General features: G+C 68.0%; 25 protein-coding genes. 18 read left to right on the top strand and 7 right to left on the bottom strand.

The genetic code is table 11. The features are described 5' to 3' along the window. The first annotated feature begins 17 nt into the window (after nucleotides 1–17). Together GLA29479_RS10380 and GLA29479_RS10375 are read left to right on the top strand one after the other, a co-directional pair. Nucleotides 18–749, top strand: coding sequence for an ABC transporter ATP-binding protein (locus GLA29479_RS10380; RefSeq protein ID WP_082639000.1), 732 nt, complete (start codon nucleotides 18–20; stop codon nucleotides 747–749). A gap of 5 nt (nucleotides 750–754) precedes the next feature. Further along, nucleotides 755–3259, top strand: a complete 2505-nt coding sequence (locus GLA29479_RS10375) for an ABC transporter permease (RefSeq protein WP_057973151.1) — start codon at nucleotides 755–757, stop codon at nucleotides 3257–3259. Nucleotides 3260–3372: 113 nt separating this feature from the next. Here GLA29479_RS10375 and GLA29479_RS10370 read toward each other — a convergent pair whose 3' ends face one another. Both GLA29479_RS10370 and GLA29479_RS10365 read right to left on the bottom strand, forming a co-directional pair. Next, nucleotides 3373–3630 carry a hypothetical protein gene (locus GLA29479_RS10370; protein WP_057971520.1) on the bottom strand — a complete coding sequence of 86 codons (258 nt, stop codon included), beginning with the start codon at nucleotides 3628–3630 and terminating at the stop codon, nucleotides 3373–3375. Nucleotides 3631–3749: 119 nt separating this feature from the next. Continuing rightward, nucleotides 3750–4526: a hypothetical protein gene (locus GLA29479_RS10365; RefSeq protein WP_057971519.1), complete on the bottom strand. Its 777-nt coding sequence runs from the start codon at nucleotides 4524–4526 to the stop codon at nucleotides 3750–3752. Nucleotides 4527–4615: 89 nt separating this feature from the next. On the opposite strand from GLA29479_RS10365, the gene GLA29479_RS10360 reads away from it, so the two are divergent. The 3 genes from GLA29479_RS10360 to GLA29479_RS10350 are packed head-to-tail and all read left to right on the top strand — an operon-like array spanning nucleotide 4616 to nucleotide 7090. Next, nucleotides 4616–5695: a class I SAM-dependent methyltransferase gene (locus tag GLA29479_RS10360; protein ID WP_057919224.1), complete on the top strand. Its 1080-nt coding sequence runs from the start codon at nucleotides 4616–4618 to the stop codon at nucleotides 5693–5695. Next, nucleotides 5692–6393 (top strand): pseudouridine synthase, encoded by a 702-nt coding sequence (locus GLA29479_RS10355; RefSeq protein ID WP_057971518.1) that lies wholly within the window; start codon nucleotides 5692–5694, stop codon nucleotides 6391–6393. The genes GLA29479_RS10360 and GLA29479_RS10355 overlap by 4 nt, the downstream gene beginning before the upstream one ends. After that, nucleotides 6386–7090 carry an HAD family hydrolase gene (locus tag GLA29479_RS10350; protein ID WP_282955882.1) on the top strand — a complete coding sequence of 235 codons (705 nt, stop codon included), beginning with the start codon at nucleotides 6386–6388 and terminating at the stop codon, nucleotides 7088–7090. Before GLA29479_RS10355 ends, GLA29479_RS10350 begins: the two co-directional genes overlap by 8 nt. Before the next feature lie 54 nt (nucleotides 7091–7144). Here GLA29479_RS10350 and GLA29479_RS10345 read toward each other — a convergent pair whose 3' ends face one another. Together GLA29479_RS10345 and GLA29479_RS10340 are read right to left on the bottom strand one after the other, a co-directional pair. Beyond that, nucleotides 7145–7699, bottom strand: a complete 555-nt coding sequence (locus tag GLA29479_RS10345; protein ID WP_057971517.1) for a DUF1415 domain-containing protein — start codon at nucleotides 7697–7699, stop codon at nucleotides 7145–7147. 1 nt (nucleotide 7700) lies between these two features. Continuing rightward, on the bottom strand, nucleotides 7701–8183 hold the full coding sequence (locus GLA29479_RS10340; RefSeq protein ID WP_057971516.1) for a YajQ family cyclic di-GMP-binding protein: 483 nt from the start codon (nucleotides 8181–8183) through the stop codon (nucleotides 7701–7703). 134 nt (nucleotides 8184–8317) lie between these two features. Between GLA29479_RS10340 and GLA29479_RS10335 the strand changes: the two genes are divergently transcribed. The 4 genes from GLA29479_RS10335 (at nucleotide 8318) to GLA29479_RS10320 (ending at nucleotide 12316) form a co-directional block, all read left to right on the top strand. Beyond that, nucleotides 8318–9373 (top strand): NAD(P)-dependent alcohol dehydrogenase, encoded by a 1056-nt coding sequence (locus GLA29479_RS10335; RefSeq protein ID WP_057971515.1) that lies wholly within the window; start codon nucleotides 8318–8320, stop codon nucleotides 9371–9373. Between the two features lie 380 nt (nucleotides 9374–9753). Beyond that, complete coding sequence (locus GLA29479_RS10330) at nucleotides 9754–10275, top strand: hypothetical protein (protein WP_057919218.1); 522 nt, start codon at nucleotides 9754–9756, stop codon at nucleotides 10273–10275. 222 nt (nucleotides 10276–10497) lie between these two features. Further along, nucleotides 10498–11382, top strand: coding sequence for a DMT family transporter (locus GLA29479_RS10325; protein WP_237051835.1), 885 nt, complete (start codon nucleotides 10498–10500; stop codon nucleotides 11380–11382). A 133-nt stretch (nucleotides 11383–11515) separates the two neighbouring features. Beyond that, on the top strand, nucleotides 11516–12316 hold the full coding sequence (locus GLA29479_RS10320) for a VOC family protein (protein ID WP_057919217.1): 801 nt from the start codon (nucleotides 11516–11518) through the stop codon (nucleotides 12314–12316). A 97-nt stretch (nucleotides 12317–12413) separates the two neighbouring features. Here the strand turns inward: GLA29479_RS10320 and GLA29479_RS10315 are convergent, their stop codons facing one another. After that, a complete protein-coding gene (locus tag GLA29479_RS10315; RefSeq protein ID WP_057919216.1) occupies nucleotides 12414–13046 on the bottom strand; it encodes an OmpW/AlkL family protein in 633 nt (210 codons plus the stop codon). Between the two features lie 673 nt (nucleotides 13047–13719). Here GLA29479_RS10315 and GLA29479_RS10310 point away from each other — a divergent pair. From GLA29479_RS10310 to lpdA, 4 genes are all read left to right on the top strand, one after another. Then, entirely contained in the window at nucleotides 13720–14502 is a 783-nt protein-coding gene (locus GLA29479_RS10310; protein WP_057971513.1) for a DUF2884 family protein, read from the top strand. A gap of 153 nt (nucleotides 14503–14655) precedes the next feature. Continuing rightward, nucleotides 14656–16068: a dihydrolipoyllysine-residue acetyltransferase gene (locus GLA29479_RS10305; RefSeq protein ID WP_082638506.1), complete on the top strand. Its 1413-nt coding sequence runs from the start codon at nucleotides 14656–14658 to the stop codon at nucleotides 16066–16068. Nucleotides 16069–16310: 242 nt separating this feature from the next. Further along, a complete protein-coding gene (locus tag GLA29479_RS10300; RefSeq protein WP_144436446.1) occupies nucleotides 16311–16994 on the top strand; it encodes a hypothetical protein in 684 nt (227 codons plus the stop codon). Between the two features lie 109 nt (nucleotides 16995–17103). Then, nucleotides 17104–18921 carry a dihydrolipoyl dehydrogenase gene (lpdA, locus tag GLA29479_RS10295; protein WP_057971512.1) on the top strand — a complete coding sequence of 606 codons (1818 nt, stop codon included), beginning with the start codon at nucleotides 17104–17106 and terminating at the stop codon, nucleotides 18919–18921. Between the two features lie 236 nt (nucleotides 18922–19157). Here the strand turns inward: lpdA and GLA29479_RS10290 are convergent, their stop codons facing one another. Beyond that, the gene (locus GLA29479_RS10290) at nucleotides 19158–19964 is read right to left on the bottom strand and encodes a hypothetical protein (RefSeq protein ID WP_057919214.1); all 807 of its coding nucleotides are present in this window, start codon (nucleotides 19962–19964) and stop codon (nucleotides 19158–19160) included. Between the two features lie 296 nt (nucleotides 19965–20260). Then, on the bottom strand, nucleotides 20261–20467 hold the full coding sequence (locus GLA29479_RS10285) for a DUF2061 domain-containing protein (RefSeq protein ID WP_031371115.1): 207 nt from the start codon (nucleotides 20465–20467) through the stop codon (nucleotides 20261–20263). A gap of 322 nt (nucleotides 20468–20789) precedes the next feature. On the opposite strand from GLA29479_RS10285, the gene GLA29479_RS10280 reads away from it, so the two are divergent. The 5 genes from GLA29479_RS10280 (at nucleotide 20790) to GLA29479_RS10260 (ending at nucleotide 23468) form a co-directional block, all read left to right on the top strand. Next, nucleotides 20790–21158, top strand: a complete 369-nt coding sequence (locus GLA29479_RS10280; protein ID WP_031371116.1) for a hypothetical protein — start codon at nucleotides 20790–20792, stop codon at nucleotides 21156–21158. 10 nt (nucleotides 21159–21168) lie between these two features. Continuing rightward, complete coding sequence (gene atpB, locus GLA29479_RS10275; RefSeq protein WP_057920209.1) at nucleotides 21169–22005, top strand: F0F1 ATP synthase subunit A; 837 nt, start codon at nucleotides 21169–21171, stop codon at nucleotides 22003–22005. Nucleotides 22006–22081: 76 nt separating this feature from the next. After that, entirely contained in the window at nucleotides 22082–22363 is a 282-nt protein-coding gene (gene atpE, locus GLA29479_RS10270; RefSeq protein ID WP_031371118.1) for a F0F1 ATP synthase subunit C, read from the top strand. An 89-nt stretch (nucleotides 22364–22452) separates the two neighbouring features. Then, nucleotides 22453–22923, top strand: coding sequence for a F0F1 ATP synthase subunit B (locus GLA29479_RS10265; protein ID WP_057919212.1), 471 nt, complete (start codon nucleotides 22453–22455; stop codon nucleotides 22921–22923). Nucleotides 22924–22940: 17 nt separating this feature from the next. Then, a complete protein-coding gene (locus GLA29479_RS10260) occupies nucleotides 22941–23468 on the top strand; it encodes a F0F1 ATP synthase subunit delta (RefSeq protein ID WP_031371120.1) in 528 nt (175 codons plus the stop codon). Nucleotides 23469–23496 lie beyond the last annotated feature (28 nt).

Raw genomic sequence — 23496 nt, 5'->3', positions numbered from 1 at the left:
ACCTGGCCGATTCGATCATGGCCGATTCCATCGTGACGGGTCGCGACGAGACGCACGCTGAAGCGGTGGCGCGCGCGCCGGTGCCGACCCTCGAGGTCGACCGGCTGAGCAAGCGGGTGGCGCTGCCGTCGGGCGAACTCACGATCCTCGATGGGGTCGGATTCTCGATCGCCAAGGGCGACACCGTGGCGATCGTCGGTGCCTCCGGTTCGGGCAAGAGCACCCTGCTGTCGTTGATGGCGGGCCTGGACTCGCCGAGCAGCGGCACGGTCACGCTCGACGGCGAGCCGATTTCCTCGCTCGACGAGGACGGCCGCGCGCGCGTGCGCAGCGAGAAAGTCGGCTTCGTGTTCCAGAGCTTCCAGCTGTTGCCATCGCTGACCGCGCTGGAAAACGTGATGCTGCCGCTGGAACTGCGCGGCGACCGCGATGCCTTCGCGCCGGCGCAGGCGATCCTGGCCAAGGTCGGCCTGGGCCAGCGTCTGGATCACTACCCGCGCCAGTTGTCCGGCGGCGAGCAGCAGCGCGTCGCGCTCGCGCGTGCCTTCGTGACCCGGCCGTCGTTGTTGTTCGCCGATGAACCCACCGGCAATCTCGACACCCACACCGGCCAGGCGATCATCGAGTTGCTGTTCGAACTCAACGCCGATGCCGGCACCACCCTGGTGCTGGTGACCCACGACGAACACCTGGCCGAGCGCTGCCATCGCCGCATCCGCCTCGACAGCGGCCGCCTGGTGCAGGAGTGAGCGGCATGCCCCGCACCGTGTCCCTGGCGTGGCGGCAGCTGCGCCGCGACCTCAAGGCCGGCGACGTGCGCATCCTGCTCGCGGCGCTGGTATTGGCCGTGCTGGCGGTGACCGCGGTCGGCTTCGTCACCGATCGCGCCGAACGCGCACTGACCATCGAGGCCAATCGCCTGCTCGGCGGCGATGCGGTGATCCGCGCCGATCATCCGATCGAAGGCGCTTTGCGCCGAGCGGCATCGGTGCCGGCGCTGCGCCGCGCCGAAGCCACCGAACTGCAGACCATGATCCGGGTCGGCGAACGCCTGCAACTCGGCGATCTGCGCGCGCTCGGCGAAGGCTTTCCTTTGCGCGGCAGTTTCCGCATCGTCGATCGCGCCGCCGGCGCCGAACGCGATGCGCAGGGCGTGCCGGCGAAGGGCACGGTGTGGATGAGCCGCGCCGGCGCCGACACGCTCGGCGCGCAGATCGGCCAGAGCATCGCGATCGGCGATTCCAGCCTGCGCCTGGCGGCATTGGTCGTGCAGGAGCCCGATGCCTCGCTCGACTATTTCAATATCGCGCCGAAGGTGTTCCTCAACGCCGGCGATCTGCCCGCGACCGGGCTGGTCCAGCCCGGCAGCCGCATCCGCTACCGCCTCGTCGTCGCCGGCGCGCCCGGCGCGGTCGAGCGTTTCGTCGCCGCGGCCAAGCCCGCGCTGCAACGCGGCCAACGCCTGGAAACCATCTCCGACGCACGTCCGGAAGTGCGTTCCGCCCTCGACCGCGCCGGCCGTTTCCTCGGCTTGGCCGCGCTGGTCTCGGTGGTGCTGGCGGCCGTCGCGGTGGCGATGGCCGCGCGCCGCCACAGTGAGCGCCATCTGTCCGGCACCGCGGTGATGCGTTGCCTTGGCGCCAGCCAACGCACCCTGGTCGGCATCCACGTCGGCGAGATGGTGCTGCTGGGCTTGATCGCGAGCGCGATCGGCGTCGCGCTCGCCTTCGGCCTGCAATGGCTGATCGGCGGCTGGCTGGAACAGGCCTTGAAGATGTCGATTCCGGGCGCGGGCTGGTTGCCTGCAGCGCAGGGTTTCGGCGTCGGCATGGTGGTGTTGCTCGCTTTCGGCGCGCCGCCGGTGCTCGCGCTGCGGCGCGTGCCGGCCCTGCGCGTGCTGCGCCGCGATCTCGACCCGACCGAACCCAGCGCCTGGGTGGTCGCGATCGTCGGCCTGCTCGGCCTGGGCGCCTTGCTGTGGTGGAAGGCCGGTTCGGTCGCGCTCGGCGCGGCCATGCTCGGCGGCATCGCCGCCACCCTGGCGGTGCTCGCGCTGCTCGCATGGGGCCTGATCGTGGTGGTACGCCGCCTGCGTTCGCGCCTGCGCGGCAGCCTGCGCTACGGCCTGGCCAACGTCAGCCGCCGCGCCGGCACCAGCATCGCCCAGGTTTCGGCGCTCGGCCTGGGCCTGATGGCCTTGTTGCTGCTGACCTTCGTGCGCACCGATCTGCTCGATCGCTGGCAGCTGTCGCTGTCGGCCGATGCGCCGAACCGGTTCATCATCAACGTGCAGCAAGACCAGATCGCCGATGTGCGTCGTTTCATCGGCGAGCAAGGCCTGCCCGCGCCGACCCTGTTCCCGATGATCCGTGGGCGCCTGGTCGCGCATAACGGCAAGGCCGTCACCGGCGCCGACTATGCCGAGCGCGGCGAACGCGCCAAGCAATTGGCCGAGCGCGAATTCAATCTGTCGGTTGCCGACAGCCTGCGCTCGGACAACAAGATCGTCGACGGCAAATTCTGGGCCGCGCGCAAGCTCGCCCGGCCCGAGGTTTCGGTCGAGGAGGGCTTCGCCGAGGAACTGGGCTGGAAACTCGGCGACAAGGTCGGTTTCGACATCGCCGGGCAGAACTTCCAGGCCACCGTCACCAGCCTGCGCAAGGTCGACTGGGAGAGCTTCCGCCCGAACTTCTTCGTGATCGCCTCGCCCGGTTCGCTCGACGGCTATGCGGCGAGCTACATCACTGCGATGAACGTGCCGGCCGAGCGCACGCGTTTCACTTCGCAGTTGGTCGAACGCTTCCCGAACCTGTCGGTGATCGATATCGACCAAGTGCTCAAGCAGGTGCGCAGCACCGCCGACCAGGTCTCGACCGTGGTCGAGGTGGTGTTCTACTTCTCCCTGGTCGCCGGCGTGCTGGTGTTGATGGCGGCGGTCAGCGCGAGCCAGGACGAACGCCTGCTCGAAGGCGGGGTGATGCGCGTACTCGGCGGCAGCCGGCGCCAGTTGCGCCTGGCGCAGGCTTCGGAGTTCGCCGCGATCGGTCTGCTTTCCGGTTTGACCGCGGCGATTGCCGCCTCGGTGCTGGCCGGCGTGGTCGCCGTGCAGGTATTCGATCTGCCCTGGGAGTTCGACGCGAAGATGGCCGCGTTCGGCGCCGCCGCCGGCGTGCTGGCGGCCTTGGCGGCCGGCATGTTCGCCACCCGCCGGGTGCTCGATGCGCCGCCCTCGGTGACCTTGCGCGAATTGCAGGGCTGAGCGGCGGCTAGCCGCCGCTCAAAGAAGCTCGTCTTCGGCGAACCCCTCTCCCGCATGCGGGAGAGGGGATGGGGCGAGGGCGCGCGCAGCCGGCCGGGCTCATCGATCTTCGGTCACTCGCTGGTCTGCGGCTCCGCCTGAAACCGGCGCGCATAGCCGCGTTCCTGCGCGACCCGTTCGACCTCGCCGTCGGCAAGGTCCGGCGCCGCATACACCGCATAGACCGTATCGCTTTGCCGCAAGCCGACGTGGTGCAGGCGGTAACGCGAGTGGCCGCTGCCGGTATCGGGCGGGTAATGGCGCGGCGGCGTGCCGTCGTCGAGATCGAGTTCGCTGTTGTCGACGGTGCCGCCGATGAAAAGGGCTCGCATCGTGGGTCGCTCCTGAGGCTGGACGATGTTCCATCCTCGCGGTCGCGGCGTTGCGTGGCGATGAAGCCGCTGTTGCGCGGTCGCAACAACGCCGCAGCGCGAACGCGCCGGCGCGACGATCACTCGCCCGGCGAGAGATGGCCGGAAAACACCCGGTGCCGCGGGTGCAGGCGCAACCACAAGGTCTGCACCAGCAACAATACGGCGATCGCCGCCGCGCCCCAGGCGGCGATTTGCGCGCCCTGCAAGACCGACTCGGATTGTTCGACGTAGACGCCGGCCAGGCCCCATAGCGCGGCGATCGTATAGCCGCTGTTGCCGCGCATGCGCGCGTTCAACAGCAACAGCAGCGCGGCGGCCGCGGCCAGCAGCACCAGGCTCCAGGTCAGCATGTCGTCGGTCGGCAGCAGGCGATAGGCGACGATCACCTGGGCGGTGTTCAGGAACGCAGCCAGGCTCAGCCAGCCGGCATGCAGGGAGATCGGAAACTTGGCCCAGGCGATCTGCCCGGGCAGGGGATGGCTGTCGCGCGACAGCAGCACCGCGCAGCGAGCCAGGCAGGCCAGCGCCAGCCAGATCACCGTCAGGGCCAGCCAGAACCATTGCTGGGAGAAGATCGGCATCCACAGCGCGGTCAGGGTGAAGCCTGCGGCCGCGGCCGGGCGCAGCCGGCGCAGGCTGTCGGCGCCGCGATAGCGCCCGCGCAGCTGCCAGAAGGCGAAGATCAGGTCGCCGAGGAAAATCGGGCCCCAGATGGCGAAGGCGTAGCCGGCCGCGACCAGCAGGGTGGGGTAGCGGTTGGAGATCGTGCCGTTGTCGGGGCCGAATGCGCCCTGCTGGGAGAACCAGGCCACCACGGGCATCAACAGGGCCGCAATCAGGACGGGCAGGCGCATGAGGCATGCATTCGGTTGGATGCGATGCCGACACCCTAGCGCGGTCGCGCGTAAAATCCGTGCGATGACCGCCATTCAGACTTCCCCGTATGCGCGTTGACCGCTCCGACGACGCGCTCGACACCCTCTTCCAGCCGCTCGCCGACGGCGCGCTGCGCTGGCCCGACCAGGGCGGCGCGCTGTTCCTGCATGCGCGCGACGGCGTCGGCCTGCGTCAGCAGCCGCGCCCCGGCCTGGTCTGCGAGCAGGGCTTCAAGCCCGAGGTCGACGCCCTGCACCGCGCCGGCCTGGACACGGTCGAGCTGGACACGCTCGACCCGGCCCGGCGCTTTCCGCTGGTGCTGGTGCTGCCGCCACGCCAGCGCGACGAGGCGCGCGCACTGTTCGCCCAGGCGATCGCGCGCACCGCGCCCGGCGGGCGCGTGCTCGCCTGCATGCGCAACGACGAAGGCGCGCGTTCCGGCGAGACCGACCTGGGGCGCATCGCCGGCCCGGTCGGCAGCCTGTCCAAGCGCAAATGCCGCGCGTTCTGGACCGCGCCGCTCGACGGCGCGGCCGATCCGGCCCAGGCCGCGGCCTGGGCCGCGTTCGATGCGCCGCGCGAAATCCTCGGCGGCCGCTTCGTCAGCCGGCCCGGGGTGTTCGCCTGGGACCGCATCGACGCCGCATCGGCCCTGCTCGCCGCGCATCTGCCGAGCGACCTGCGCGGGCGCGCGGCCGATCTCGGCGCCGGCTACGGCTATCTCTCGGCGGAATTGCTGGCGCGCTGCCCCGGCATCGTCGCCGTCGACCTTTACGAAGCGCAGGCGCGCGCGCTGGAGCTGGCGCGGACCAATCTGTCGCGCGTGGCGACGACGGCCGAGCTCGAGTTCCGCTGGCACGACGTCACCGCCGGTCTGGACCGCGGCTACGACGTCATCGTCAGCAACCCGCCGTTCCACGGCCAGGGCCGCGACGAACGCCCCGACCTGGGCCGGCGCTTCATCGCCGTCGCCGCCGAAGCGCTGAATCCCGGCGGCCGCCTGTGGCTGGTGGCGAACCGCCACCTGCCGTACGAATCGGTGCTCGACGAACGCTTCGGCCAAGTCCGCATCGTCGCCCAGCGCGGCGGCTTCAAGGTCGTCGAAGCGATCAAACACTCGAAGGCTCCGGGCAAGGCGCGCGCATGAAACTGGTCAAGCTGATCGCCAACCTGGGCTACGGCAGCCGCAAGGACGTCACCGCGATGTTCCGCTCCGGCCGCATCACCGATGCGCAGGGCGAGGTGTTGTACGCCGACGACAAGGTCGCGCACGAGGCGATCCGCCTCGACGGCGAACCGCTGGACCCGCCGGCCGGCCTGACTTTGCTGCTGCACAAGCCGGTCGGTTACACCTGCTCGACCAAAGACCCGGGGCGCATCGTCTACGACTTGCTGCCGCCGCGTTTTCGCGCGCGTTCGCCGTTGCTGTCCTCGGTCGGCCGGCTCGACCGCGACACCAGCGGCTTGCTGCTATTCACCGACGACGGCGGCCTGCTGCACCGGATCGTCTCGCCGAAGGCGCAACTGGCCAAGGTCTACGAGGCCGCGCTCGCGTCCGATCTGCGCGGCGACGAGGCCGCGGTGTTCGCCAGCGGCGAGCTGATGCTGGAGTCGGAACAGACAGCGTTGGCCCCGGCCGTGCTCGAGGCGGTGGCGCCGCGCCAGGCCCGGCTGACCCTGACCGAAGGCCGCTATCACCAGGTGCGGCGCATGTTCGCCGCGGTCGGCAATCACGTCGAAGCCCTGCATCGCAGCCGCATCGGCGGCTTGTCGCTCGGCGACCTGCCGAGCGGGCAATGGCGCATGCTCGACGCCGCCGATATCGAGACCTTGTTCCGTGGCTGAGTCCGGCTTGCCGCCGATCGATTTCGTCCCCGACGCGGTGTTGTTCGACATGGACGGCCTGATGCTGGACAGCGAGCGCGCGATGCTCGAGACCTGGCGCGCCGCGGCAGTGGAAGCGTCGATCGAGGCCGACGATGCCCTGTGGCTGAGCATGGTCGGCATGCACGATCGCGCCAGCCATGCGCTGCTGGCCGAGCGCCTCGGCGCCGATGCCGCGCTGCGTCTGCGCGATGCCGGCGACCGTCTCTACGATGCGCGCGTCGTCGCCGGTCTGCCGCTCAAGCACGGTTTGGTCGAATTGCTGGACCTGCTCGATGCGCACGCCATCCCGAAGGCCATCGCCACCTCGACCCGCCGCGAACGCGCGGTGGCGAAGCTGACCTCGAGCGGCTTGATCGGGCGTTTCGCGGTGATCGTGACCGGCAGCGACGTAGCGCATCCGAAGCCGGCACCGGACATCTATCTATTGGCCGCGCAGCGGCTCGGCGTGGATCCGCGCCGTTGCCTGGTGCTGGAAGATTCCGAGCCCGGGGTGCGCGCCGCGCTCGCCGCCGGCGCGACGCCGATCCAGGTGCCCGACCTGGTCCCGCCGCGCGCGGAATTGCGTGGGCTGGGGCACCGCATCGCCGATTCACTGGTGCAGGCGCGCGCCCTGCTGAATACGGCGCTGGACGCGCGGGCGGCGATTGCCGGCTAAGCCTGGGCGGATCGGGCGGGGTAATCACCTCGCCATCCAGCGAGCGTTGGCGAATCAACCCGCCATCAGCTTGCGCCAGCCCTCCAGGCCGAGCTTTTCCAGGGTCGCCAGATTACGCTCGACGATCACGTCCGGATCGGGAAAGGCCGCGACCGCGCGTTCGACGCTGGCTTCGCGCAGCAGGTGCAGGGTCGGGTAGGGCGAGCGGTTGGTGCAGTTGCCGACGTCGTCGTAGGCGGTGTCGGCGAACTGATAGTCCGGATGGAAGCTGGCGACCTGGATCTCGCCTTCCAGGTCGAGCGCCGCGACCGCACCGTCGGCGAGTTCCAGGAAATCGTTGAAGTCCAGGAACTCGTTCAAGACGTGCGGATGGATCAGCACGGTGGTGTCGATCCGCTCCGGGTCGCTCTGCTCCAGCAGCACCAGCTCCGAGGCCAGTTCTTCCAGTAGCGCTTCGGTGGTCGTGGCCTCGCTGAGGACGAAACGCACCTGGCCTTTCGCCAGTACCGCCTTGGCGAAGGGGCACAGGTTCAGGCCGATCACGGCGCGCTCCAGCCAGCGCCGGGTCGCCGCGATCGGGTCGTCGCCGGACGGGGCCATCGCGCTCATCTCAATCGCGGAAGTTGTCGAACTGCAGCGGGCGCTCGAACTCGCCGCCCTTCAGCAAGGCCATCACCGCCTGCAGGTCGTCGCGCTTCTTGCCGGTGACGCGCAGCTTGTCGCCGTTGATCTGGGTCTCGACCTTGAGCTTGGCGTCCTTGATGGTCGCGGCGATCTTCTTCGCCAGCTTCTGCTCGATGCCCTGCTGGACGGTGATCTTCTGGCGCGCACGGGCCAGGTTGGTCTCGACGTCGCCGAATTCCAGGCAACGGGCGTCGATGTTGCGGGCGACCAGGCGCGCACGCAGGATCTGGGTCATCTGCTCGAGCTGGAACTCGCTCGGCGCCGACTGGGTGATGCTCTTGTCGTCGAGGACGAACTCGGCATCGACGCCCTTGAAATCGAAACGGGTGCCGAGTTCGCGGTTGGCCTGGTCGACCGCGTTGGTGAGTTCGTGGGTGTCGACTTCGGAAACGACATCGAAAGAAGGCATGGCACACTCGCTGGGGGGAGAACCGGCAAAGGGTAACGCAAGCGCGGGGGCGATATGCACTGTTGCGGCGAGCCGGCGCCCCGCTCGCCGGGGCGCCGATACACTGCGTCCACACGTCTCCAGGATCCGACCTCATGCACAAAACCGCCGCCTACGCCGCCGTCGACGCGCGCACGCCGCTGGCCCCGTTCTCGATCGAGCGCCGCGAGCCGGGCCCGAACGAGGTCCTGATCGACATCCTGTATTGCGGCGTCTGCCATTCCGACATCCATCAGGCCCGCGACGAGTGGGGCGGATCGGCCTTCCCGATGGTGCCGGGCCACGAGATCGTCGGCCGGGTGGCCCGGCTCGGCGCCAACGTCAAGAGCTTCCAGGTCGGCGACGCGGTCGGCGTCGGCTGTTTCGTCGACTCCTGCCGCGAATGTCCGCAGTGCCGGGCCGGCGAGGAGCAGTACTGCGACCAGGGCATGACCGGCACCTACAACTCGCGCGAGCGCGGCACCGGCGCGCCGACCTACGGCGGCTATTCGACCCGCATCACCGTCGACCAGGATTACGTGCTGCGCATTCCCGCGTCGATTCCGCTCGACCGCGCCGCGCCGCTGCTGTGCGCCGGCATCACCACTTATTCGCCGTTGAAGCATTACGGGGTCAAGGCCGGCGACGAAGTCGCGGTGGTCGGCCTCGGCGGCCTGGGCCACATGGCGGTCAAGATCGCGGTGGCGATGGGCGCGCGGGTGACCGTGCTGAGCACCTCCGAGTCCAAGCGCGAGGCGGCGCTGGCCCTGGGTGCGCACGCCTTCGCCGCCACCCGCGACAAGGGCACCTTCAAGAGCCTGTCGCGTTCGTTCGATTTCATCATCGATTCGGTGTCCGGCGATCACGACTACAACGCCTATCTGGGCCTGTTGAAGTTCGACGGCACCATGGTCCTGCTGGGCATTCCGGAAACCCCCTCGACGGTGGCCGCGGGCGCGCTGATCATGCAGCGGCGCAAGCTCGGCGGCTCGCTGATCGGCGGCATCCGCGAAACCCAGGAAATGCTGGATTTCTGCGCCGAACACGGGGTGGCCTCGGACATCGAGCTGATCGACATCGCCCAGATCAACGAGGCCTACGAGCGGATGATCAAGGGCGATGTGCGCTACCGCTTCGTCATCGACATCGCCAGCCTGGGCAAGGCGGCCTGAGGCGAGTCCGGGGCTTCGGCGCCGAACCGCGGCCGTGGCCCTGCTTCATCGTCCCGGCCGCAGCCGTTGTCCTCGGCTCCGTCAGCCCCGCGAAGGCGGGGGTCCAGGGCTCGTCCGAGCAGAGCGCTGAAGTCTCTGCGGCCCGGCCAGGGCGCAGAGCGCCCCGGCGTTCACGGACGTGCGAGCCGGTGGCTCGCAAGCACGTCCGCTCACCCCCGCCTTCGGGGATGACGAGCAAAGGCAAGGGCCCAAAGCGGCAAGCGCCAAGGCCTTCGCTAAACACGAAACGCAAGGCCCCATGGACCGCCCCGACCGCCGCTGACAGTCCCGTGCGGGCGCCTTCGCGCGACGTCGGCAGGGGCTACCGGTAAGCTGCGGCCATGCCCTTGTTGCTGCTCATTCCGCTGGCCTTGCTCGTCCTTTTGATGCTGTGGGCGGTGCTGTTGCCGCTCGGGTTGATCCAGCGCTATCGCTACGGCAAGGCCCGGCGCCGGGCCCTGCCGTGGGCGGTGCGCCTGGCAGCGGCCCTGTCGCTGCTGTCGCTGCTGATCTTCTTCGTCAGCGCCTGGCTGGTCGGCTACTGGATCGTCGATGCGCCGTTGTATGCCGCGCTCGGTTGGGGCGCCGGGCTGCTGCTCGGCGTCCTCGGCGTCTGCCTGACCCGCTTCGAGTACGAGGCCCAGGGCCTGTACTACACGCCGAACCGCTGGCTGATCCTGGGTCTGACCCTGGTGGTCGCGGCGCGGATCGTGTTCGGCCTGTGGCAGGCCGCGCACGGCTGGAGCGACCACGCCAGTTGGTTGCCGCGGCAAGGCAGCCTGCTCGCGGTCGGCGGCCTGCTGCTCGGCTACTACCAGGCTTATAGCCTGGGGCTCGGGCGCCGGCTGCGCCGACGCGGCTGATCCTGCTTTGTCGACGTTGGCTCTGTCGATGCCGGCTCCGTCGATGCCGGCCCGGTCGGCATCGTCCCGGTCTCCATCGCGTCCGCCTTCGGCCGGATGACGCGCGCAGGCGCGCCGGGCAAGATAGACGGTCCCGCTTCGATCGGCCGACATGTCCTTCTCGTCACGCCACCGCTTCATGCCCTACGCCCGGCGCGCCGCTTGCGTCGGCCCGCACTCGTCATGACCGCGGCGCATCCGCATCGCCGTCGCGCGATGGCGACCATGTTGGTCGCGGTGGTGATGTTCTCGATCATGGACGCGCTGTTGAAGCTGCTGTCGGCGCATTACCCACCCTTCCAGGTCGCCGCGCTGCGCGGTGCCTCCTCGCTGCCGTTCGTGCTGACCTGGGCGCTGGCCAGCGGCGGGCTGAAGCCCTTGCTGCGCGTGCGTTGGTCGCTGCACCTGCTGCGCGGCGTGCTCGGCATCGGCATGATGGCGACCTTCGTCTACGGCGTGCATCGGCTGCCGCTGTCGACGACGTATTCGATCTTCTTCATCGCGCCCTTGCTGATCACCGCGCTGTCCGGGCCGATTCTCGGCGAACGGGTCGGGCCGCGGCGCTGGGTCGCGATCGGCATCGGCCTCATCGGGGTGCTGGTGCTGTTGCGCCCGAGCGGCGAGGGCATGCTGAGCCTGGCCGCGCTGGCGGTGTTGGCCGCGGCGCTCGGTTATGCGGTCAGCGCGATCACCGTGCGCCTGCTGTCGCGCACCGACAGCACCCAGGCGATGATGGTCTGGCTGATGGTGATGTTGACCCTCGGCGCCGGCGCGCTGGCCTTGCCGACATGGGCGCCGATCCGCGGCGAAGACCTGTGGCTGATCGTCGGCCTCGGCGTCGCCGGTTCGATCGGGCAATACGCGGTCACCGAAGCCTTCCGCCTCGGCGAGGCCTCGCTGATCGCGCCGCTGGAGTACACGGCCTTGATCTGGGGCGTATTGCTCGACCTCAGCTTGTGGGGCGTCTTGCCCGATTCGACGACCTGGGTCGGCGCGGCCATCATCGTCGCCAGCGGGCTGTATTTGCTGCGCCGCGAACGCGTCCACGTCGAGGCCGAGCATCCCTGAGCGCGGTGCAGTACTGGTCGAGGCTCACCGAAACTCCTGCTGTCTCACCCAAGGCAGCGCTTTCGCCGCAGCGCGCCATGACGATTTCTTCGCCACGGCGTAGTGTCGAGGGGTAGTCAGGGGGAGAGCCACGATGACCTCGCTCGTCCACGCGCCGGGAGCGCCGTGTTGGTTCGAGTTGGCGACCGACGACCAGGTCGCGGCCGAGGCGTTCTATTGTGCTTTGTTCGGTTGGACCACCGAACGCACCCCGATGCCGGACAGCAGTCCGTACACGATCTTCAAGCTCGAGGGCCACGACGTCGCCGGCGCCTACAGCCTGGTGCCCGGCGCCTGGCCGGGGCCGGACGGCAGCAGCGTGCCGCATTGGGGCGTGTATTTCCGCGCTGCCGACTGCGACGCCGTCGCCAAGCGCGCCGTCGCGCTGGGCGGGCGTTTGATCGCCGCGCCGTTCGAGCTCATGGAGCACGTGCGCATGGCGGTGTGCAGCGATCCCGAAGGCGTCGCCTTCCTGCTGGCCCAGCAGCGCGCCCATCCCGGCGTCGACCGCCTCGGCGTCGACAATGCCGTGTGCTGGGCCGAACTGGCGACGCGCGACCTCGACCGCGCGGAAGCCTATTACCGGCGCTTGTTCGGTTGGCGGATGCAGGCGCAGCCGGCCGCGGCGAGCGGCTACCGGGTGTTCTCCGACGATCGGCGCAGGCTCGGCGGCCTGATGCAGATGGGGCCGGAATGGGGCGACATGGCGCCGCATTGGTCGATCTATCTGCAGGTGCACGATGTCGATGCCTGCGCCGCGCGCGCGGTGGCGCTCGGCGGCCGCGTCCTGCTGGCGCCGTTCGACGCCGGCGCCGACCGCATCGCGCGCCTGAGCGATCCCCGCGGGGCCGCGTTCTATCTGATCCGCGTGGCCGATCCGCGCGCGTTCGCCTGAGCGTTGGCGACGACAAGGCACTGCGCGACGGCGATCGAAACGACAACGGGCTCCCGAAGGAGCCCGTTGGGTGTTGCGTAACGAGGCGATCAGGCGATCAGAAGCGCGCGCCGACGCCGATACCGAGGGTCACCGGGTTCAGCTCGGCTTCGCCGACGTTGAGGCCGTTGAGCTTCACGTCCGACTTGCCCTGCATGTAGCGCACGTCGGCGCGGGCGAACCAGGTCGGGTTGATGTTGAGGTCGACGCCGGCGGTCGCCATCGCGCCCTTGGCGGTCTCCACGCCCAGACGCTGGCCGGCGATCGGGGTCTCGTTGCTGTAGTTGGCCTCGTAGTAGCCCAGGCCCAGGAACGGACGCACGACGCTGTCGGCGGTGCGGAAGTGGTACTGGCCGCTCAGCGCGATCGGCTGCGAATCGACGCTGCCGATCTTGCCGCCGCCGGCGTTGACGCGGTGACCGAACTTGTCGGCTGCGCCCCACGCCTCGATGGCGATGTTGTCGTTGATGTAGTAGCTGGCGCTGAGCGTGGCCGCGCCTTCACCGTCGAGATCGGTGCGTACGCCGCCGATCAGCGGGTTCTTGGTCGGCTGGCTGAGCGCGTAACCGCCGACGACGGCGAAGCGCTTGCCGCTCGCGGTGTCGGTGGTGGTGGAATCCTGAGCGAAGGCGGCCGGGGCAAAGGCCATGGCGCCCATCAGGGCAAGGGTCAAATGACGAAAGCGCATCATGGAGATATCTCCTGTTGTTGTGTTGTGTCGATGCCTTGGGGGAGGCGGGGCACAAGGTAGCCATGCACGCATGAACCGAACTTGCCGCGCGAACGGGAGTGAAGGAACTTTCACGCGCGCATCGTGTTAGAGGCATGTTTTCAAGGGAAAAATGAACAAAATGAACCGAGCGCGACTTGCATGAACCTGTGTTCATCTCATCATGCAGGCGCGCGAAATTCATCGGCTGCGATCGTTGTGCATGCGAAGGAAATTCATCGCCGATCGCACGCACCGCAAGGGTTTCGGGTGCGGGACCTGTTCGATGAACGATGGCGAGCGATGAGGTTTGCGGGTGCTCGCGTCGCGGTCGAACGCTCCGATTACGCAAAGCCGTTGCTTCGCCGGACGGGATCAGTCTTGCTGGATAGGCGATGAGCGAACCGCTGCGTTCCATGATCGCAACGGAATTAACACCGGCGTTCGCGCGATTGCGCGGGCCGGGCGGTACCGGTCGACGACTGCGCTGCTCACGCAAACCGGCCCAGGAGTCCGGCCGCCGATTCGAGTGCCGATGCAACCGCCACAGCCGGCAAGGCCAACGGCCATGACGAAGGTCACGCCGCCCATCGGCACGGGCCGGCGCGGCGGCGCTGCGGCATCCTGAACGCACTTCACCGTCGAGGATCCGACGATGCGCCCGTCCCACACGTTCCGACTGACCGCCCTGGCCGCACTGACGCTGGTCTGCGGCTCGAGCTTCGCCTCCAACATCCATGTCGACGCCAGCTGCGAAATCGACAGCGGTTATTTCCTGAGCCTCAACGAGCGTAGCCTGATCCTGACCCGCGAGAAGGGCGAACCGAAGGCCATCGTGATGCGCCAGGGGCGCTTGTTCGTCGACGACCGCTGGGTCGCGCTCGACGCTGCCGATGCGCGCCGCCTGGCCGAGTTCGAGCGTGGCACCCGCGCGGCCATGCCCGAGGCGCAGCTGATCGGCCGGGAGGCGGCGGGCATCGCCTTCACCGCGCTCGGCGAGGTCGCCGCGGCGCTCGGCAACCATCCCGAGCGCACCCGCGCCCATGTCGAGAAGGCGCGTCAGCAGCTCGACGCCCGCCTGAGCCGAGTGATCACCCCGACCCACTTCAGCGGCAAGGCGCTCGGCGACGGCATCGGCGATGCGCTCGGCGACACCTTGCCGACGGTGATCGGCGAGGTCGTCGGCGGCGCGGTCACCGCCGCCTTCAGCGGCGATGTCGGCCGCCTGCAGAAGCTCGACGACCTGGATGCCAAGATCGAAGCCGCGGTGCAGCCGCGCGCCGATGCGCTCGGACGCCGCGCTGAAGGCCTGTGCCGGCAGATGCGCGCGCTCGACGTACTGGAGAACGCACTGGAGTATCGCTACCAGGGCCAACCGCTTGACCTGCTGCAGGTCGAGTCGACGCCGGGCAAGTCGGGCCAATCCGCCAAGCCGTGACCGGCGCACGGCAGTACTGGGGCGTACGCTGGCGCCGCCGGTGTGCGTTCCGGTGCCGCTTAGGCCTTTAGTGGGTATTGGCCGGCAACGCGGTTGGCGTGACCGCCTGCAACCGCCACAATAGGGTTTTCGCGCATTGCGGAGCCCCACGAAATGGCTGAGCTGAAGGAAGCACGCGTCCCCGACATCGGCGACTACGACGGCGTACCCGTCATCGAACTGCTGGTCGCGGTCGGCGACACGGTCACCCAGGACCAGGGACTGGTGACGCTGGAATCGGACAAGGCCACGATGGAAGTGCCGGCGCCGTTCGCCGGCGTGGTGCGCGAGCTCAAGGTCAAGATCGGCGACCAACTGGCCGAAGGCAGCGTCGTCGCGCTGATAGAGCCAACCGAAGAGGCAGCGAAAACAGCGCCGACGCAGTCCCAAGAACCCGCCAAACCCACCGCGCCCGCAGCTCCCGCCGCGGCCGCAGCTCCGCCCAAGGCCGAAGCCCCCGCAGCCAAGCCCGAAGCCCCGGCCGCACCCACCGCCACCGCCACCGCGATGCCCGGCGCCACCGCCGGCACCGACCCCGAAGCGATGCCGCCGCGCACTCCGCCGGTGGCGTTCACCGCCGACGAACTCATGCCCGACAAGGTGCCGTATGCGAGCCCGGCGGTGCGTCTGTTCGCACGCGAGCTCGGCGTCGACCTGGGCCGGGTCAGCGGCAGCGCACGCGCTGGCCGCATCAGCAAGGAAGACGTGCAGTCCTTCGTCAAGGGCGTCATGCAGGGCGGCGGCGCGGTCGCCGCGACCGGCGGCGCGCCGGCCTCGAACGGCGGCGGCCTCAACCTGCTGCCGTGGCCGAAGGTCGATTTCAGCAAGTTCGGCGAGACCGAGACGGTCGCGCTGTCGCGCATCAAGAAGCTCTCCGGCGCCAACCTTGCGCGCAACTGGGCGATGATCCCGCACGTCACCCAGCACGACGATGCCGACATCACCGAGCTCGAAGCGCTGCGCGTCGCGCTCAACAAGGAAAACGAGAAGTCGGGCATGAAGCTGACCATGCTCGCCTTCCTGATGAAGGCCAGCGTCGCCGCGCTGAAGAAATACCCCGACTTCAACGCCTCGCTCGATGCCTCCGGCGAAAACCTGACCCTCAAGAAGTATTTCCACATCGGTTTCGCCGCCGACACGCCGAACGGCCTGGTGGTTCCGGTGGTGCGCGACTGCGACAAGAAGGGGGTGCTGCAGATCGCCAAGGAAACCGGCGAACTCGCCGCCAAGGCGCGCGACGGCAAGCTCGGCCCGGCCGACATGAGCGGGGGCTGCTTCTCGATCAGCTCGCTCGGCGGCATCGGCGGCACCTCGTTCACCCCGATCGTCAACGCACCGGAAGTCGCCATCCTCGGCGTGTCCAAGTCGGCGACCAAGCCGGTGTGGGACGGCAAGCAGTTCGTGCCGCGCCTGATCCTGCCGCTGTCGCTGTCCTACGACCACCGCGTCATCGACGGCGCCGCCGCGGCGCGCTTCACCGCCTACCTGGCGCAGTTGCTGGCCGATCTGCGCCGCGTGCTGTTGTAAGCGCGGCACGCGTCGGCGATGGCTCCCCGCTTCGGTTCCGTAGTGCGCATCGCGCCGCTGCCGTCATCGGCGGCGACGCGGAGCAGGCTACCGTGGCAGGCCGCCATGCCGATTTCGCCCGATGCCGGCGATGCCGCCGCGATGCGCTCCGGTCCACGACCGGGGCGCCTCGTTGCGAACGCGCCCAGCTCGCAAGCTCCACGCCCCGACGCCCGCTGTTCTCCATAGGATTGCCCGCCGTAATGAGCCGCATACCGAACGTCTCCGCTCCACGCCGTCTTGGCCGCATCGGCCTGATCGCCTTGCTGCTGGCCGCTCCGTTGGCTCACGCCGCCGATGGCTGCCAGGTGTCCCTGGGCCGCGGTTGGCCGCCGGCCACCGAAAACCACGGTTCGGCGGTCGAGCAACTGCTCGCGGCCAAGGCCGAGCCGGGCCTGCGCCTGACCTACCTGCCGGCGCGCGGCGTCGAGAGCGGCCTGATGCTGATTCCGGGCGAGAGCGATTGGACCCTGCGCCACGCCACCGCCAGCGAGCGTGTCGCGGCCTGGAGCTCCTCGCGCCGCAGCTCGGCGCTGGAACTGCGGGTGGACCAGGAAGTCGAGAACGAAGAGGCGCCGATGCCGGCCGTCCTGGCCCAGCGCCTGGTCGCGAGCTGGAAGCGCGCGCTGTCCACGCTGGCGCCGGAAGGCAAGGCCGCCGAGTTCCACGAGCAGGACCAGTTGATCTTCGTCGTCGACGGCCTGCGCATCAGCGGCGTGCGCCCCGATTGCGGGCCGGGCGAATCGATCATGGAACAGGTCGGCCTGATGACCGAAGCGGCGAACGAGAGCGAGTCCAAGCGCGAACGCCGCTGGCGCGCGCTGGAAGAATCGCTGGACGAACTCGACAAGCGGCTGGCCGAAGCCGCATCGACGCCGGCGAGCTGATCCGGCGTACGCGCCGCCCCATGCCAGGCCGTCGCGCTGCGATGGCCGCCCCCACGACGGACGCTTTGAATGCGCCGTCGGCCCGAGATAGAACAAAGGACGCAGCGTCATGGCCAACAACATCGAAGTGAAGGTTCCCGACATCGGCGGCTACGACGACGTGCCGGTGATCGAATTGCTGGTCGCCGTCGGCGATACGGTGAAGAAAGACCAGGGCCTGGTCACGCTGGAATCGGACAAGGCGACGATGGAAGTGCCTTCGTCGGCCGACGGTGTGGTCAAGTCGATCAGCGTCAAGATCGGCGACAAGGTTTCGGAGGGCGCGGTGATCGCGATCCTCGAAGCGGAAGGCGCAGGCGAGGCGCCGAAGCCGGCTGCGGAAAAGAGCGCGCCGGCGCCGGCCGAAGCGTCGAAGCCCACCGCCGCTGCGGTGGCTCCGCCGGCAGCGGCCAGCAGCGCACCCGCACCGAGCGCCGCCGCGGCAAGCGGCCGCAAGGCCGATGTCGAATGCCGCATGCTCGTGCTCGGCTCCGGCCCCGGCGGCTACACCGCCGCGTTCCGCGCCGCCGACCTCGGCCTCGACACCGTGCTGGTCGAGCGTTATGCGAGCCTCGGCGGCGTTTGTCTCAATGTCGGCTGTATTCCGTCCAAGGCGTTGCTGCATGCGGCCGCGGTCATCGACGAGGCCGAGCACGCCAGCGACTACGGCGTCAGCTTCGGCAAGCCGAGCATCGACCTGGATGCGTTGCGCAAATACAAGGAAAAAGTGGTCGGCCAGCTGACCAAGGGCCTGGCCGGCATGGCCAAGCAGCGCAAAGTGCGCGTGGTCTCCGGTACCGGCAGCTTCGTCTCGCCCAACGAACTGGAAGTGGCGGGCGAGGGCGGCACCCAATTGATCCGCTTCGAGCAGTGCATCATCGCCGCCGGTTCGCAGGCGGTGAAGCTCGGCAATTTCCCGTGGGACGACAAGCGCGTGATGGACTCCACCGACGCGCTGGAACTGGCCGAGATTCCGCGGAAACTGCTGGTCGTCGGCGGCGGCATCATCGGCCTGGAAATGGCCACGGTGTACCGCGCCTTGGGCAGCGAAGTCACCGTGGTCGAGTTCATGGACCAGTTGATGCCGGGCGCCGATCCCGATCTGGTCAAGCCGCTCGCCGACCGCCTGAAGAAGCAGGGCGTGGCGGTGTATCTGAAGACCAAGGCCGCGGCCACCGAGGCGTTGAAGGAAGGCATCAAGGTCTCCTTCGAAAGCGCTGAGGCCGGCAAGGCCGCCGCGCTCGAGGCGACCGTCTACGACCGCGTGTTGGTCGCGGTGGGCCGCGCGCCTAACGGCGGCAAGATCGGTGCCGACAAAGCCGGCGTCAGCGTCACCGAACGCGGCTTCATCCCGGCCGACCGGCAGATGCGCACCAACGTGCCGCACATCTTCGCCATCGGCGATCTGGTCGGTAACCCGATGCTCGCCCACAAGGCCACCCACGAAGGCAAGCTCGCCGCCGAAGTGGCCGCCGGCGAGAAGAAAGAGTGGGTGGCGCGGGTGATTCCGTCGGTGGCCTATACCGATCCGGAAATCGCCTGGGTCGGCGTCACCGAGAGCGAAGCCAAGGCCAAGGGTCTCAAGGTCGGCATCGGCAAGTTCCCGTGGGCCGCCAGCGGCCGCGCGATCGGCATCGGCCGCACCGAGGGCTTCACCAAGCTGATCTTCGACGAAGCCACCCACCGCATCGTCGGCGGCGGCATCGTCGGTGTGCACGCCGGCGACCTGATCGCCGAGATCGGCCTGGCGATCGAGATGGGCTGTGAAGTCGCCGACATCGGCCACACCATCCACCCGCACCCGACCCTGAGCGAATCGGTCGGCATGGCCGCCGAGGTGTTTGACGGCACCATCACCGATCTGTATATCCCGAAGAAGAAGGGCTGATCCGCTCTCGACGGCCGGCGTCCGCGGGGCGCTGGCCGGCTTCCGATCTGCGTTGCGGACTGGCGATCGCAGGGTAGGAGCGGCGCAAGCCGCGACCGCGAACCGGCGGCGACCGGCGCAACGATCATGGGGGTGCGTTGTCGCGGCTTGCGCCGCTCCTGCCCATGTCGCATCACAGCGTTCCAGATCGCTGCGTGCGGCGCGAATGCACCGCACGCACCGGGTCTAACGCTTCCTCAGAACGACAGCGTCACGCCCGCCATCGGTCCCTTGAAGCGCTGGTCCAGGCCGAGCACGCCATCGTTGCCTGCGCGTCGGGCGTCGATCTTGAACCAGTCGTAGCCGACAAAGGCACCGATCGCCGGGGTGAATCGGTACTCGACCAGGGCGTTGGCGCGGCTGACGTCGCCTTCGTAATCGCCGAAATCGCCCCAGTCGGCGTCGAGGTACTGGCCTTGGAGGACGAAACGCCACTTATCGTTCGGCGACAGGGTCAGGCGCGTGCCGACCACCGGCGCATAGCCGTCTTCGCTGGAACTGGTGCGGTAGTTGTCGGCGCCGGCCTCGGCGCGCAGCTTGCCTTCGAGCTTGGCGTATTCCACGCCGATCTGCAGGCCCCAGCTCACCGTCTCGGTCTCGACCACGGCGTAGTCGTACATCACGCTGGCCAGTTCGAACTTGGCCTTGGCCTCGGCGAAACTGCCAGCCGGGATGGTCGTGTCGTCGTAGGAAATCGCTTCGCTGAGGGTGGCGCGCTTGCTCTTGTCGTAGCCGAAATAATTGAACAGCAGGCGGTTGCGTTCGCTGAAGCGGAACACGCCCTCGATGCGCGGCACGGTTTCGCGGCTGCCGAAATCGAAGTCCTGGCTGAATCGGTAGGGTTCGCCGCGGTAGGTGGTGCCGGCACTGAGTTCGCCGCTGCCTTCGACCGACATGGCGCCCAAGCGTACGGTGAAGCGATCGTCTTCGGCATGCGCGGATCGCGCGAACAGAGCGCTCGTCGCGGCCAACGCGAGCGTCAGTGGCAAAAGTTTCGGGTTCACAGGATCACTCCGTTGCGGGGGAAGCGCAGTACGGTTTGATGTACTGGCGCGTACATGAATGCCGCGCAATAAGTGGAGTGACGGTGAAAAAAAGCCGGGTCGACCGTTGCGGCAAAGTCGCAATGCCGCAAACGGTGATCGCTGCCGCAAAAAAGGCGAAGCCCCGGCGGGTCATGCCGGGGCTTCGGGGGAGCCCGCCGCTGCTTTGCCATTGACGAGGAGAGAGAGGCGGCGGGCGTTCACAGATACTGACCGGTGCTTGCGCGAAAGGTTCCGAACTTCGTCAAAGATTTCGATCAAGTCGCCAGTGCGCCCGGCGAGGCCGCGGCGCGGCGGCGTTCGATCCGCTTCCAGATCTTCTCGTGAAAGTGGAAGGCCACCGTATTGCAGGCCGGTTCGACCAGGGCCAGCGCGCCGCCGACCCAGACGCTGCCGGTCATCAGGTAGCCGACGAGGAACGCGACCGAGAAATGCACGCAGGCAAAGCTGAGGGTCTTGCTCATGGGGATGGTCTAAATGAGAATTGTTCTCAACAATACGCCTTTGCCTTCGGAAATCAAATCGACCTTTATGCTCGATACGATAGATCCCAGCTATCGATGCGGCCGCCCGCGGCGCGCGCTTTACCTGCCGGGTAATTCAACGGCTGCGCAGTGCGGGCCATAGTCGCGGCCATGAAGCCCCACCTCGCCGCGATAGAGACCGTGTACTGCCGGGCGCCATGCACGGGCATGACCGACGCCGGTTGCCGCAACTGCGCCCGCGTTCTATACTTTTGCGGCTCTACCGGGCGCTTTGCGCCAACCCCATACCGACGAGTCCCGCGTGCACGATCCTTTGTCCGCAGGTCGCCGGTTGGCGTCGCGCGCGATTGCCTGGCAATTCGGCGCGATGGCGCTGGCTGCGCTGGCCTTCTACCCCTTCGGTGCGTCCCACGCATTGGCGGCGGCGGTCGGCGGCGGCGCGACGGTCGCTGGCAGCCTCGTGGCCGCCAGGATGGCATTGGGGGGAGGCGTGCAGCCGGCCGGGATGGTAGTGGGTCGGTTGTTGGCCGGAGTCATATTCAAATGGGTGGTGGTACTGGCGGTGCTCGGGCTCGGAATGGCCTGGTGGCGTCTACCTCCGCTTCCAATGCTGGTGGGGCTGTTGGCGGCGACGCTGGCGTTCGTACTGGCCAATCTTTTGAAACGATAAGGTGTCTTTCGTGAGTGAACAGACCGGTTCGGGCGGCCTGAACGAATACATCAAGCACCATTTGACCCACAACACCAGTGAGGTCTTTGGCAGTGAAGCGTTGTCGAAGTTCAATTTCGACTCGTGGATCGTCGCTTTGGTGCTCGGCCTGCTCTTCATCCTGTGGTTCGGTCTGGCGGCACGCAAGGCCACCGCGGGCGTCCCGAGCAAGGGCCAGGCCTTCGTCGAGATCATTCTCGAGTTCATCGACGGCCAGGTGAAGGACACCTTCCACGGCGACCGCCGTTCGGTGACCCCGCTGGCGCTGACCATCTTCATGTGGGTCGTGTTCATGAACACGATGGACCTGCTGCCGCTCGATCTGTTCGGCTGGCTGGTCCACGTCACCGCCGGTCCGGAAGCGGCGCACCACACGTATTTCCGCGCCGTCCCGACCGCCGACCTCAATACGACCTTCGCGATCTCGGCCTCGGTGTTCTTCATCCTGATCGGCCACGCGGTTTCGGCCAAGGGCGTCGGCGGCTTCGGCAAGGAGCTGGTCACCGCGCCGTTCCACGCGCACGGCCCGATGAAGCTCGTGCTGGTGCCGGTCAACCTGGTCATGAACATCATCGAGTGGCTGGTCAAGCCGGTTTCGCTCGCGATGCGACTGTTCGGCAACATGTACGGCGGCGAGCTGGTGTTCATGCTCATCGCCGGTCTGATGGGAAGCATCTACACGTTCGTGCCTGGCGTCATCGCCAACGCGGCCTGGGCGATCTTCCACATCCTGATCATCCTGTTGCAGGCCTTCATCTTCATGATCCTCACGGTCGTCTACATCGCAGGCGCCCGCGAAAGTCATTGATCCATCGCTCGACGCGCACCACCCCTCATTCGTTTTCCCTTCACCGTTTAGCACTACCTCTACCAGGAGAAGCACCATGGAGTTCATCGCCAACGTTCAGGGTCTGACCGCCATCGCGATCGGCATCATCATCGGCCTCGGCGCGCTCGGCGCTTGCCTGGGCATCGCGATCATGGGTTCGAAGTTCCTCGAATCCGCCGCGCGTCAGCCGGAGCTGGTCCCGATGCTGCAGGGCCGCATGTTCCTGCTCGCCGGCCTGATCGACGCCGCGTTCATCATCGGTCTCGCCGTCGCTCTGTTCTTCGCGTTCGCCAACCCGCTGATCGAAGCCGTCAAGCTCGCTGGCGCCGCTGGCTGATCAGGCAGAACCGTGCCCCGACCGGGGCACGATTCGGCAACCCGGGCCGGCGCTAGCCGGCCCAACGTAAGCAACGTCGAGGACCCGTCATGAATCCCAACATGACTTTCTTCGGTCAGATGCTCTCCTTCGCGATCCTCGTATGGTTCACGATGAAGTTCATTTGGCCGCCGCTGAACGCAGCGATCGAAGAGCGCCAGAAGAAAATCGCCGAAGGTCTTGCGGCTGCCGAACGCAGCCAGAAAGACCTTGCGCAGGCGCAGGAAAGCGTCGACGCGGCGCTGCGTGAAGCCCGTACCAAGGCCAACGAGATCATCGATCAGGCGCATCAGCGCGCCAATCAGATCATCGACCAGGCCAAGACCGACGCCGTCGTCGAAGGCACGCGCCTGAAAGCGCTGGCCGACGCCGAAATCGCCGCGGCCACCGATCGCGCTCGCGAGGATCTGCGTAAGCAGGTGTCCACGCTGGCCGTGACCGGCGCCGAAAAGCTGCTCAAGCGCGAAATCGACGCAAACGCCCACAAGGCGCTGCTCGACGAGCTGGCCGCAGAAATCTGATCGGATAGCCCAACGCGATGAGCCAGAACCTTACCCTCGCACGTCCGTACGCCCGCGCCGCTTTCGCGGCCGCGAACGACGCCGGCCGCTCCGCCGAATGGTCCCAGGCGCTCGCCTTCGCGGCGCGCGTCGCCGGCGATCCGCAGGTGCAGGGGCTGCTCGGTCATCCGCAGCTGACCCTGGCCGACGCCGTCGGCCTGGTCGCGATCGACGGCGCGGACGAAGCCTTCCAGCGCTTTCTCGCGCTGCTGGCCGACAACCGCCGTCTGGCGCTGCTGCCGGAGATCTCCGGTCAGTTCGAGGAACTGCGCGCCGAAGCCGATCGCGTGGTCAAGGCCAAGGTCACCTCCGCCAGCGATCTGCCCGCGGCCGAACTCGAATCGATCACGGCCGCGCTGGTGAAGCGCTTCGGCCGCAAGGTCGAAGTCGAGACGGCCGTCGACGCGTCGCTGATCGGCGGCGCGGTGATCGATGCCGGCGACGTGGTGATCGATGGCTCGCTCAAGGGCAAGCTCGCGCGCCTGCAGACGGCGCTGGCCGGTTAACGCCGGGATTAGAGAACAGGGAACAGGG

This window comes from Lysobacter antibioticus (genome assembly GCF_001442535.1).
In the GTDB taxonomy this organism is placed as follows: Bacteria; Pseudomonadota; Gammaproteobacteria; order Xanthomonadales; family Xanthomonadaceae; genus Lysobacter; species Lysobacter antibioticus.
Note: the sequence above shows the minus strand (reverse complement) of the source record. Positions and strands in the feature narration are given on the sequence as shown.